The organism is Nonomuraea cavernae (genome assembly GCF_040655715.1).
In the GTDB taxonomy this organism is placed as follows: domain Bacteria; phylum Actinomycetota; class Actinomycetes; order Streptosporangiales; family Streptosporangiaceae; genus Nonomuraea; species Nonomuraea cavernae_A.
Window position 1 is genome coordinate 242,841 of sequence record NZ_JBFAKL010000004.1, and the last position, 12,053, is coordinate 254,893.

The 12,053-nt window shown below is 72.4% G+C and carries 12 protein-coding genes; 9 read left to right on the forward strand and 3 right to left on the reverse strand.

The window, feature by feature from the left end; all coding sequences use genetic code 11:
- Positions 1 to 63: 63 nt before the first annotated feature.
- Positions 64 to 843, forward strand: a complete 780-nt coding sequence (locus AB0I38_RS08085; protein WP_358463824.1) for an SURF1 family protein — start codon at positions 64 to 66, stop codon at positions 841 to 843.
- A gap of 3 nt (positions 844 to 846) precedes the next feature.
- Positions 847 to 1,155 carry a DUF3817 domain-containing protein gene (locus AB0I38_RS08090; protein ID WP_189124729.1) on the forward strand — a complete coding sequence of 103 codons (309 nt, stop codon included), beginning with the start codon at positions 847 to 849 and terminating at the stop codon, positions 1,153 to 1,155.
- Positions 1,156 to 1,173: 18 nt separating this feature from the next.
- On the opposite strand, the gene AB0I38_RS08095 is transcribed toward AB0I38_RS08090, so the two are convergent.
- From AB0I38_RS08095 to AB0I38_RS08105, 3 genes are all read right to left on the reverse strand, one after another.
- A complete protein-coding gene (locus AB0I38_RS08095; RefSeq protein ID WP_189124728.1) occupies positions 1,174 to 1,368 on the reverse strand; it encodes a hypothetical protein in 195 nt (64 codons plus the stop codon).
- Positions 1,369 to 1,483: 115 nt separating this feature from the next.
- Entirely contained in the window at positions 1,484 to 2,587 is a 1,104-nt protein-coding gene (locus AB0I38_RS08100) for a protein kinase domain-containing protein (RefSeq protein WP_358463827.1), read from the reverse strand.
- Positions 2,588 to 2,676: 89 nt separating this feature from the next.
- Positions 2,677 to 3,531: an arylamine N-acetyltransferase family protein gene (locus tag AB0I38_RS08105; protein WP_358463830.1), complete on the reverse strand. Its 855-nt coding sequence runs from the start codon at positions 3,529 to 3,531 to the stop codon at positions 2,677 to 2,679.
- A 73-nt stretch (positions 3,532 to 3,604) separates the two neighbouring features.
- Between AB0I38_RS08105 and AB0I38_RS08110 the strand changes: the two genes are divergently transcribed.
- From AB0I38_RS08110 to AB0I38_RS08140, 7 genes are read left to right on the forward strand one after another with little or no spacing between them, the layout of a single operon-like run.
- Positions 3,605 to 4,288, forward strand: a complete 684-nt coding sequence (locus tag AB0I38_RS08110; protein ID WP_358463833.1) for a response regulator transcription factor — start codon at positions 3,605 to 3,607, stop codon at positions 4,286 to 4,288.
- The gene (locus AB0I38_RS08115; protein WP_358463835.1) at positions 4,285 to 7,680 is read left to right on the forward strand and encodes a DUF4153 domain-containing protein; all 3,396 of its coding nucleotides are present in this window, start codon (positions 4,285 to 4,287) and stop codon (positions 7,678 to 7,680) included. The genes AB0I38_RS08110 and AB0I38_RS08115 overlap by 4 nt, the downstream gene beginning before the upstream one ends.
- Positions 7,681 to 7,729: 49 nt before the next feature.
- Complete coding sequence (locus tag AB0I38_RS08120) at positions 7,730 to 9,274, forward strand: N-acyl-D-amino-acid deacylase family protein (protein ID WP_358463838.1); 1,545 nt, start codon at positions 7,730 to 7,732, stop codon at positions 9,272 to 9,274.
- A 46-nt stretch (positions 9,275 to 9,320) separates the two neighbouring features.
- Complete coding sequence (locus AB0I38_RS08125; protein ID WP_358463841.1) at positions 9,321 to 9,788, forward strand: alanine racemase; 468 nt, start codon at positions 9,321 to 9,323, stop codon at positions 9,786 to 9,788.
- Positions 9,789 to 10,397, forward strand: coding sequence for a hypothetical protein (locus tag AB0I38_RS08130; protein ID WP_358463844.1), 609 nt, complete (start codon positions 9,789 to 9,791; stop codon positions 10,395 to 10,397). It abuts the gene before it with no gap.
- 53 nt (positions 10,398 to 10,450) lie between these two features.
- Positions 10,451 to 10,831, forward strand: a complete 381-nt coding sequence (locus AB0I38_RS08135; RefSeq protein WP_358463847.1) for a RidA family protein — start codon at positions 10,451 to 10,453, stop codon at positions 10,829 to 10,831.
- Between the two features lie 21 nt (positions 10,832 to 10,852).
- On the forward strand, positions 10,853 to 12,049 hold the full coding sequence (locus AB0I38_RS08140) for a hypothetical protein (protein WP_358463850.1): 1,197 nt from the start codon (positions 10,853 to 10,855) through the stop codon (positions 12,047 to 12,049).
- Positions 12,050 to 12,053 lie beyond the last annotated feature (4 nt).

Below are 12,053 nucleotides of genomic sequence, written 5' to 3' on the forward strand. Positions count from 1 at the left end.
CGCGTGATTCGTAGACCGCGGGTTGATGCCGAGACCACCCGTATCGCCGGATAGCTTGTAACCATGCTGAGGACCCTGCTCTCACCCCGCATGCTGGGGTTGCACCTGCTGACGATCGGGGTCCTCGCCGCGTTCCTCCTCCTCGGGCGCTGGCAGCTCGGCGTCTTCCAGGACTCCGGCAAGCCGCACAGCGCGATCGACCCCGCGCCCGTCGCCGTCGCCACGCTCACCCAGGTGGGCGCGCAGATGGAGAGCGACTCCGTCGCGCGCAAGGTCACCGCCGAGGGCGTCTACGACGCCGCCCGCCAACTGCTGGTCATCGACAGGCGGCCCAGCGTCGAGGCGCCGGGCGGCAACGTCGCGCGAGACGAGGGCTACTGGGTGCTCACGCCGCTCAAGCTCGACGACGGCACGCTGGTGCCCGTGGTGCGCGGCTGGGCGGCCACGGCCGACGACCCGGGCCTCGCGGTGCCGGAGGGCAGGGTCACCGTGGCGGGCCGGCTCAGGCCGCCGCAGGGCACCGACAGCGTCCAGCGGCGCGGCGGAGCCCTGCCCGAAGGCCAGGTGCAGACCGTGTCGACGGGTGAGCTGATCAACCTGTGGGCCGGCGAGCAGGTGCGCAACGGCTTCGTCGTCGCCCAGCCGCCGTCGGGCTCGCTCACCCAGGTCGAGGTCGCGCCGCCGGTCGTCGGCGGCGCCCTCACCTGGCGCAACCTGGCCTACGCCGCCAACTGGTGGATCTTCGCCGGGTTCGCCGTGTTCATGTGGTTCCACTTCGTACGCGATGGCGTACGCGCGGATCGGGACCGTCGCACGTCCCCTGAAATGGTTCTGGAAGGTTAAACGGTGGAATCGGCTCTCAAGCCCTTTCGGGCGCTCGCCTACGTCGTCGGCGTGATGCTGCTCATCCTCTGCGTGGCGATGGTGCTCAGGTACGGCTTCGACAACGCGACCCTGTCCAAGGTCGTGGCGCCCATCCATGGATTTCTCTACATGGTCTACCTGGTGGCGGTCATGAACCTGGGCATGAAGGCGCGCTGGAACTGGCCGTACATGCTGGGCATCATGCTCGGCGGCACGGTGCCGTTCCTGTCGTTCGTCGTGGAGCGCAAGGTCACCGAGCGGGTGCGGAACGCCCAGCCGGCGGAGGCCTGAGGCCCCCGCCGCCCGGGATCAGCGGCCGATGCCGCGCTTGCGGGATCTCTTGAGCCGCTCGCGCTGCGACGGGTCGAGCATCAGATAACCGACAACGGGGGCGCCGACCACGCCGAGAATGACCAGCAACGTGATCCATCCGGCTCCGAAGAAGATCAGAGAGAGCAGAACCGCGGCGCCGGCTCCGATGGCGTACTTCTGAACTGGCGACATCGTCAACGTCCTCCGAACGCGGGGCGCACGCCCCGCCTCTTCACTATTCTGCGTCGCCGGTCAAACGAGTGGGGCGCTGACACGGTTCCGTACGCGATGTATCTCAACCGTTGCGTTATCCGGAGCCGGCCGTCAGCCCCTCGGCCTCGGCGCTGACCGCCAGCAGTTCCCGGCGCAGCTCCTCCAGGTCACCCCGCTGGGCCGGGTCTCCCGACAGCAGCCGGAACAACACCGGAGCCAGCGTGCCCGCCCTGGTCAGCGGGGCGCCGGGGGCGGGCGGCCGCCCCTCGACGGCCGCGAACAACGTGGCGCCCAGCGACCACAGGTCGGCGGCCCGGCTCGGGACACCCTCCGGCGCTGTGTAGTCGGGCATCGCAGGCCCCGCCACCCGTGCCGAGCGCAGCCGCGCGGGAGCGCCGCCCGCCGGCAGCAGGACCATCCCCGGATGCACGGCGCCGTGGTGCCTGCCGCGGGAGTGGATCGCGGCCAGCTGGTCGAGGACGGCCAGCCCGACCGCGATCACCTGGCCGATCGGCACCGGCCCGGAGGATGCGATCACCTGGTCGAGGGAGCGGTCGAGGGCGAGCCGGTCGAGCGTCTCGGCCACCACCTCGGGGGCCGGCGGTCCCGCCGGATCGAGCATCGCCCGGATCAGCGACCGCAGCGGATCGGCGCCCGCGACGGGCGCCGGGCCTGGCGGCCGGCCCTCCACGGCGAAGTGCAGCGTGGCGGCCAGCGACCACAGGTCGGAGGCGGGCCACAGGCCGGGATCCGGGAACCCGAACCCCGAGAGCAGTGCCCGGCCGGTCGAGGTGAGCAGCACGTTGGCCGGGTTGACCCGCCCGTGCACGATCCCCTCGGCGTGCGCGGCCAGCAGCGCCGAGAGCACGCAGACGCCCACCCGCGCGGCCTGCAGGACGGGCAGCGGGTGGCGCGACAGCACGGCCTGCTCCAGGGAGGTGCCCGTGACGGACTCCGTGACCAGCCACGGCTCGCCCTGCTCGACCACCACGTCGAGCACGCCGACGATCGAGGCGTGGCGCAGCCCGATGGCCCGCCGCGCGTGGAGCACCGCGGCGTCGCGCAGCTCGGGCGGCACGTGCACAGCTTTGACCGTCACGTCGCGGTGCTCCAGCTCGTCGAAGGCCGGTCGTGCGACCCCACCGCCCAGGGGGTCCAGCAGCCGATAGCGCCCTGCGAGTTTCGTGGTCTTTCCCATCCCGAGGTGCACGATAGCGGCCTCTTTCCGGGCAAGCCATGGATGAACGTCACGAGACTCACGTTCCGCATTTTCCCTGACAGGAGGCGTCAGGCCGGCGTCCCCGCCAGCCAGTCCTCGTGCGCGTCGTACAGCCTGCCGAACAGCGCGTCCTTCTCCTCGGCGGGCACGTCGTCGAGCGGCAGCCCGAACACGTCGGCCAGCGCCGCATAATAATCGCGGGCCGAGTCAAGCGTGACCGAGTGGCTGCCGTTGCCGAGGCGCGACAGCTTGAGCCCGCGCAGGATGTCCACCCCCGAGGCGTCGCGCCGCTGCACGGTGGCGACGCGGACGAAGCCGGACTCCGGCGAAGTGCTCAGGTGCTCATGCATCTCCGCGAAGGCCGACATGTCCGCAGGTGCCAGGCCGAAATCCATGCCCTCGAACGAGCCGCCCGGGTCATGGTCGAACCGCCATCCCCCCGGCGCCACCTCCGACGGCCGCAGCCCGTACCCGAACGGGCCCTGCCGGTACGTCCCCTCGACCAGCGGGAGCGGCTCGTGCAGGCCGTCGCCGAGCCCGAGGTCCACCAGCCACTCGCCGCCCGGGTTGTCGTCGGACGGGAGCCCGCGCGCGGTGAGCACCAGGTGGTTGCCGCTGACGCCGGGCTCGCCATCCCGCATCTGCGCGCCTCCCACGTGCCGGGTCACCTCGTACCCCAGCTCCATGGCCAGCCGGGAGAACGCGCCGTTCAGGTGGTAGCAGTAGCCGCCGCGCCCCCGCAGGATGCGTTCGGCCGACTCCAGCGGGTCGACGGTCGTCGTGCGGCCCAGCCAGATCTCCAGCACCTCGTACGGCACCCGCTCGACGTGCGCGATATGCAGGGCCCGCAGGCTCTCGGCCGAGGGCGGGGTGTTGAGCAGGCCGGGAAGGCCGAGACGGCGGAGATATTCGGCAGTATTCACTCGCCCAAGTCTGCACCGGATGTGCACGGTTAGGGGAGTGCCGTCTGCACGGGGCACTTCTAGGCTTTCGTCCGTGGCAGAGCAGCGACGCGTCCTCCTGGTCGAGGACGACGAGACCATCGCCCGGGCCGTACGCGACAGGCTGGCGGCGGAGGGGTTCGACGTCCGGGTGGCCGGCGACGGCGAGACCGCCCTGACCGAGTACGGCAGGGCGGAGCCCGACCTGGTGATCCTGGACCGGCTGCTGCCGGGCCTCGACGGGCTGGAGGTGTGCCGCCGGATGCAGGCGGCCCGGCCGGTGCCGGTGCTCATGCTCACCGCGCTCGGCGAGGAGACCGACGTGCTCGTCGGGCTCGGCGTCGGCGCCGACGACTATCTCGCCAAGCCGTTCAGCATGCGCGAGCTGGTGGCGCGGATCCACGCGCTGCTGCGGCGGGTCGAGCGGGCCGCCCAGCTGGCCGCCGAGGACACCGTGCTCCGCGTGGGCGAGGTGGAGATCGACACCGCGGCCCGCCGGGTGTTCGTGCGCGGCACGGAGGCGCAGCTCACCAGGACCGAGTTCGACCTGCTGCGCCGCCTCGCCGAGCGGCCCGGCCAGGTGTTCGAGCGCGACCGGCTGCTGTCCGACGTGTGGGGCTTCTCCGAGGCCGCCGCCACCAGGACCGTCGACAGCCACGTGCGCGCGCTGCGCCGCAAGCTCGGCTCCGACGTCGTACGCACCGTCCACGGAGTCGGTTACGCCCTGGTACGGCCATGAGACCGCTCGACTTCCTCGGCCGGATCAAGGTCAAGCTCGGCATCGTGATCGTGCTGGCCGTCGGCACCGCGTTCGTCATCAACGAGGTCGGCATCTACTCCGGGTTCACCCGAGACGTCAGGATCGCCGTCGCCGTGGTGCTCGCCCTGATCATGGTGCAGGTGCTCGCCATGGGCATGACCAAGCCGCTGCGCGAGATGGCCCGCGCCGCCCAGACCATCGCCAAGGGCCGCTACACGCTGCGCGTCCGCGCCACCTCACGCGACGAGGTCGGCGAGCTGGCCAGGGCGTTCAACGCGATGGCCGCCGATCTCGGCGAGGTCGACCGGCAGCGGCGCGAGCTCGTCGCCAACGTCAGCCACGAGCTCCGCACGCCCATCACCGGGCTGCGGGCCGTGCTGGAGAACGTCGTGGACGGCGTCTCCGCGCCCGATCCCGTCACCATGCGCACCGCGCTCGCCCAGACCGAACGCCTCGGCCGGCTCGTCGCGCAACTGCTCGACCTGTCGCGGCTCGACTCCGGCGTCCGGCTGATCGAGCCCGAGGCGATCGAGCTCGCGCCGCTGCTCGTCCAGGCGGTGCGGGAGAGCGCGCTCGCGCGCGAGGACGTCCGGCTCGCCGCGGCGGTCCCCGGCCGCCTCGTCGTCCGCGCCGACCCCGACCTGCTCGCCCAGGTGATGGCCAACCTGCTCGACAACGCCGTACGGCACAGCCGGCCCGGTGGCGTGGTCACCGTGTCGGCCGCCCCGACGGAGAACGGCGTCCAGATCACCGTCGCGGACCAGGGGCCCGGCATTCCCGTCTCGGCCCGGAACCGCGTGTTCGAGCGCTTCTCCCGGCTCGACACCGGCCGCGCCGCCGACGGCGGGGGAGCGGGGCTGGGGCTGGCCATCGTGAAGGAGATCGTCGAACTGCACGGCGGTTCGATCCGCATCGACGACTGCGCGGGGTGCCGCATGATCGTCGAACTACCAGGGAGGACGATGATGGCGAACGAGCCATTAGAGGGACGGCAGGTGGAGTCCGGCCTTCCCGCCACCCCCACGCTGACGCCGGTTGCGGGCGCGCCGGCGTCCGGCCCTCAGGCGGACGCGGCAGGTGAACGGGGCACGCCGACCCCGGCGGTCACGGGTGCCCAGGCGTCCGGCACCGGCCCGGAGGACGCGGCCGACCCTCTCACCGGCCCCGGCACCGGCGCGGGCACTGACCCCGGCCCCGGCACCGGCGCGGCCGGTCGGGAGGACGTGGCCGGTGTCGGTACGGCCGGTAAGGGAGTCGTGGCGCGCGAGCTTGGCCCGACCGGCTCCGTGGGCGCGCTCGACGGGAGCGTCGAGACCGCCACGGCGGCGATCGCCGGCCCGCTGGACACCGCCGTGGCCGCGCCGGTGGTGTGGCCGGTGCCGGAGGCGGTGCCGGTAGCGGTGGCGTGGCCGGTAGCGGAGGCGGTGCCGGCGGCGGGGGCTGTGGCGGAGGCGGGGGAGCCGAGGGGGGCGCAATCCCGGGCGGAGCCTGGAGAGGCGGCGCGGCCGGCGGCCGAGTCCGGGCCGAGGCTGGCGCGGATAGTGGGCGGGACCATCATCGGGCTGCTCATCGGCTTCCTGGGTGGCATGTTCGCCGCCGTGTTCGTGAGTGTCACCGTGGGCGACGGGGCGGCGTTCATCACGCTCGTGCTCTGCACCGCGCTCGTCGGCGCCATCGGCATGTCCATCGGCGTGGGCTCCGGCCGCCGACCGGCGCCACACCAGGGCCAGGGCCAGGGCGGGCCGCACCAGGGTCAGACCGGGCCCTATCAGGGCGGGCCGTATCAGGGCGAGACCTACCCGAGACCGCCGTACCAGGGCGAGACGTACCAAGGGTCGGGTGGGACCCCGGCGATACCTGGCGCGCCGCACCCCGCGCAGGCGTTCGGGCCGCGGCAACCGCCGCCACCGTACGTGCCGCCGCCGCTGTTCCCACGGCCGGAACTGCCCGAGACCCCGCGCTGGCTGTTGCCGGCGGCGGCCGGGGCAGGGGTTTTCACGGCGGTGGCGCTGCCCGACGCGGAGGCCGGGCTGGGGCTGGTGCTGGTCGCGATGGTGCTGGGCGCGGCTGCGCTGCCGGCGGTGCTGCGGCGGATGACGCCGTGGACGCTGGGGTTCGGGGTGCTGGCGTACTGGCTGATCTCGATGGCCGCGGTCAGGGACGCGGACTGGTTGGTCAGCCTGCTCGTCGTGGCGGGGTTCGGGCTGGCCGCCCTGGCGGTGTCGGGGGCCGGGCTCGGCTGGCTGGGGGTGATCAGGGGCGGCGTGTCGGTGCTGCTGGCGCTCGGGCCCGTGCCGTGGTTCCTGGCCAAACCGATGAAGAACGTGAAGTCCAGGCACCGAGTCATGCCGACGCTGGTGGCGCTGGGCATCACGACCGTGCTGCTGCTGGTGTTCGGGCTGCTGTTCACGTCGGCCGACGCGGTGTTCGCCTCCTACGTGGAACGCCTGACCACCACGCCCGACTGGGCGGAGTCCCTGCCGATGCGGATCTTCCTGTTCGCGGTCGGCGCGGTGGTGCTGGCGGCCGTGGTGCTGGTGGCGATCAGGCCGGTCTCCGACCCCGTGGCGCCCGAGATCAAGGTCGTCGTGAGCCGGGCCATCTGGCTGCTGCCGCTCACGGCGGTCAACCTGCTGTTCGTCGCGTTCGTCGCGGTGCAGATCACCGCGCTGTTCGGCGGCAACGCCTGGGTGCTGGAGACGGCCGGGCTCACCTACGCCGAATACGCTCGCCAGGGCTTCTTCCAGCTCGTCGTGGTGAGTGTGTTCGTGCTCGGCATCGTCGCGGTCGCCAGCGGCATCCTCAGGACCTCCAACCGCGAGCGCTGGCTGCTGGCCGGGCAGCTCGGCGTGCTGTGCGCGCTGACCATGGTCGTGCTGGCTTCGGCCCTGCACCGGATGGATCTCTACACCGACGCGTACGGGCTGTCGCGGCTCCGCCTGTCGGTGCAGGCGACGGTCTGGTGGCTGGGCGTGGTGTTCGCGCTGGTGCTGCTCGCCGGAGCGGTACGCCTGGCGGGCCGTGGCTCCGGCTGGCTGCCGCGTACCGTGGTGCTGGTCACCGCGATCGGGCTGGGCGCCTTCGCCATGGTGAACCCGGACCTGCAGGTGGCCCGCACACAGGTGGAGGTGCGGGGCATCGCCAAGATCGACTCCGACTACCTGGGAGACCTGGGCGCCGAGGCCGTTCCGGCGCTGGACCGGCTGCCGGAGCCGCAACGCAGCTGCGTGCTGGCCGACGTGGTGCACGCCAACGACCTGCACCGCCCCGACCCGTGGAACGGCTGGAACCTGGCCCGCGAGCAGGCCCGCGACCTGCTCGCCGAGCGGCCCGTCAACTGGTCGGTCCAATGCGAGGACCGCACGGACTGACGGCGGATGGTGGAGCCGTACCGGCCGGTCGATCGGGTTTAATCCTTGGGTGGCCTTCGATGTGATCATCAGCGGCGGACGGGTGCTCGACGGGACCGGCGCTCCGCCGTACCGGGCGGATCTGGCGATCATCGGCGACCGGATCGCCGCCGTGGGCCGCCTCGACGGCGCCGAGGCGGAGACGGTGATCGACGCGAGCGGCCGGTTCGTGGCGCCGGGGTTCGTCGACTGCCACGCCCACGGTGACGCCGCGGTCTTCGACCCGGTGGTGCAGCTGGCGGCGCTGCGGCAGGGGGTCACGACGTTCGTGCTCGGCCAGGACGGTCTGTCCTTCGCCCCGGGCTCCGCCGCGACCGTCGCGTACGCCTCCCGCTACTTCGCCGCCGTCAACGGCCCGCTGGCCGGCAGGCCGCACGGCGAGGGCCCGCTGACCGTGGCGGAGCTGCTCGACGGCTATGACCGGGCCGTCCCGCTCAACACCGCCTACCTGCTCCCGCACGGCACGATCCGCTACGACGTGATGGGTCCCTCCTCTGCCGCGCCCACGCGCGACGAGCTGGCCCGGATGGTCGCTCACGTCGAGCGGGGGCTGTCGGAGGGCGCGGCAGGGCTGTCGAGCGGGCTCGAATACCTGCCGGGCCGCTACGCCTCCGCCGAGGAGCTGGCCGCGCTCTGCGAGCCGCTCGTCAGCCGCCCGTACGTCACCCACATGCGGGCCTACGGCGCCCAGGCCGGCGTGGGCATGGCGGAGGTCGTGGAGATCGCCACCCGGTCGGGTGCGGCCGCGCACGTCTCCCACCTGCACGGGCCCGCCGACGTGCTGCTGCCCCTGGTGGAGGACGCGCTCGCAGGGGACGTCGACCTGACCTTCGACACCTATCCCTACCTGCGCGGCAACACGATCCTGGCGATGGTCGTGCTGCCGCCCGAGGTGCCCGGCGCCGACACCGGCCGGGCTCTGGAGATGCTCGGCTCCGGCGAGCTCGACGCCTGGTGGCCGCGGCTGGCGGAGACCTGGCCGAGGCTGACGATCTCGCACGCGCCGGGTCTCGCCTGGGCCGAGGGGCTGGGCATGGTGGAGGCGGCCGAGCGGGCGGGGGTCGCGCCGGCCGAGTTCTGCCGCCGCCTGCTCGTGGAGACCCGGCTGGAGGCGGGTTGCGTGACGGCCCGCCCCGACGAGGGCCCACAAGGGGAGGAGTCCGTACGAAGGATGCTGCGCCACCCGTCGCACACCGGCGGCTCCGACGGCATCTACGTGGGCGGGCACCCGCATCCGCGCGGGTTCGGGGCGTTCGCCCGTTTCCTCGGCCGGCACGTGCGGGAGCTGGGCGACTGGACGTGGGAGCAGGCCACGGTCCACCTGGCCTCGCATCCGGCACGCCGCTTCGGGCTGGTGGACAGGGGGCTGTTGCGAGACGGGTTCGCGGCGGACGTGGTGGTGTTCGACCCCGCCACGGTGGCCGACCGGGCGACCTACGCGGCTCCGCGCCTGCCCGCGACGGGAGTCGAGGACGTGCTGGTGTCGGGCGTACGGGTGCTGGCGGAGGGTGAGCCCACCGGCGCGACTCCCGGCCGAGCCCTCCGCCCTACGTGATCACAAATCAGGCCGATAGGGTCATACCCGACAAAAGGGGGGTGTCGTGCAGGGATCGCCGGAGCGGACGGTCTTCGAGGGAGGGGTCGCCTTCCCGCTGATGGTCGTGCGTCGCGAGGCACTCGAGCACAACATCGCCACCATGGCGGCCTTCGCCCGCGACCACGGCATGGAGCTGGCGCCGCACGTCAAGACGCACATGTCGCGCGAGATCGCCGCCATGCAGCTCGGGGCGGGCGCGTGGGGACTCACCGTGGCCACCACGCGGCAGGCCATGGCGGCCCGCGGCTTCGGCGCCGCCCGCGTCATGGTGGCCAACCAGGTCGTCGACCCGGCCGGGCTGGAATGGGCCGCCGGCGAGCTCGCGCGCGACCCGGGCTTCGAGTTCCTCAGCTTCGCCGACTCGGTGACGGGCGTCGACATCCTCGCCCGGCACGCGTCGGCCCGGCCGTTCACCGTACTGGCCGAGCTGGGACACGACGGGGGACGGGCCGGTTGCCGGTCGCTGGAGTAGTTGCTCGACGTCGTCCGGCACATCCAGGAGACGCCCGGCGTCGAGCTGGCCGGAGTCGCCGGGTACGAAGGGGCGCTGAGGAACGCCGAGGAGGTCCGGGCGTACCTTCGCCGGTTGCAGGACGCGGTCGAGCACCTGAGGGTCAGGAACCCCATTCTGTCGGTCGGCGGCAGCCAGTGGTTCGACGTGATCGGCCGCGAGCTCGTCGCCACCCAGGCCACGATCGTGCTGCGCAGCGGCGCCTACGTCGCCCACGACGACGGCTACTACCGCGACCGCACCCCGTTCAACCGCATGGAGGGCGAACTGCGGCCCGCGCTCGAGATCTGGGCGCACGTGCTGTCCACCCCCGAGCCGGGCCTGGCGATCGTCGGCATGGGCAAGCGCGACGCCCCCTACGACGAGGGGCTGCCCATCCCCAGGCGCGAGGGCGTCACGATCGTGGCGATCCAGGACCAGCACACGGTGGTGCGCGCCGACAGGGTCGAACCAGGCGACCTGCTCGCGTTCGGCATCTCCCACCCGTGCACGGCGTTCGACAAGTGGCGCACCCTCCCGCTGGTGGACGGCGACTACCGGGTGGTCGGCGAGATCACCACGTACTTCTGAAACCCGCACGTTCTACACCTGTACTTCTGAATTCCGACTAATGAGGAGAAACCATGAAGAAGGAACTGAAGGCCGTCAATGGTCCCGCCCCCAAAGGCTCCTACTCCCCGGGACTGGTCGTCGGTGACTTCGTCTTCACCTCCGGCGCGTCCGGGGTCGACCCGCAGACCGGTGAGCTCGTCGGCGACGACGTGGTCTCGCAGACCCACCAGGTGATGCGCAACCTCGGCACCATCCTCGCCGCCCACGGCCTCGGCTACGACGACGTGGTCAAGGCGACCGTGCACCTGCAGCACCTCAAGCGCGACTTCGACGCCTACGACGCGGTGTACAAGTCCTACTTCACCAAGCCGTACCCCGTACGCACCACGGTCGGGTCGGACCTCCTGGACATCCTCGTCGAGATCGACTTCGTGGCGCACAAGAGCACCTGACCAGAACTGTAAGGTCGGCTCGTGGACAGTTCGGTGTACGCCTTCGTAGAGGACCTGCGGGGCGAGGGCGTGGAGCGGGTGCTCGACAGGATCAGCGGCTACGGCGCGGCGGGCATCACCGTCGGCGTCGTGCACCACGCCTCTCGCGACGTCACCCCCCACGGACTGTCCCGGCTGACCGTGCGCCACGACGGCACCCACTTCCCGGTGCCCGCCGAGCTGTTCGCCGGGCTCCGGCTCAAGCCCATCCCCGGCCATACCACCGCCCTCGACGGCGTACGCGAGGCCTGCACCGAGCGCGGGCTCAAGCTGCACGGCTGGACCGTCTTCCTGCGCAACGCCACCCTGGGCGGCCGGCACCCCGACGTGACCGTGCGCGACTGCTTCGGCGACCGCGGCTCGCTCACCGATCTGTGCCCGGCCCATCCCGACGTGCGCGACTACGCCGTCGCCCTGGCCCGCGCCGTCGCCCGGCTCGGTGTCGACAGCGTGGTGGCCGAGTCGCTGCACTTCCGGCCGCTCAAGCCGCAGCGGTCGTTCGTGCCGCTGGGGCCGATGGACGCCTACCTCTTCGGGCTCTGCTTCTGCGACTACTGCATACGACGCGCCACCGACCTGGGCGTGGGCGCCGAGGTGGCACGTGACGAGTGCGCCCGGATCGTGGGCGGCGTGCTCGACGGCGACGCTCCCGCGCAGGGCGAGGTGACCCGCGCCGCGCTGACCGCCTACGCCGGCCCCGATGTGGTGGCCTACGCCCGGGCGCGTTCCGAGACGGTGACCACGCTGGTGTCGGAGGTCGCGTCCGTGGTGGCCGACGAGGGGTCGAAGCTGGTGTTCATCGACTCGACCGGAGCCGTCAAGGGCTACACCGACGGCCTGCCGACCCCCGGGCTCGCGGCCCACGACGCCTGGCAGCTCGGCGTCGACCTGGTCGCCCTGGGCGATCTGGTGCCCGCGTTCGGGGTGCTGGCCTACGCCCGTGACGCGGCCCGGGTGGCCGACGACGTCGGCGCCTACCTGCGGTCCGTGGGCAAGGACCGCGAGGTGCGGGCGGTGTTACGGCCCGGCTTCCCGGACAGTGACTCGGCCGACCGGCTCGTCGCCAAGGCACGCGGAGCGAAGGCGGCCGGGGCGATGGCGATCGACTTCTACGCCTACGGCCTGGTGCCGCATCCCGTCCTCGACCGCATCCCCACAGCCCTCGCCGAAGTGCTCTGAGACC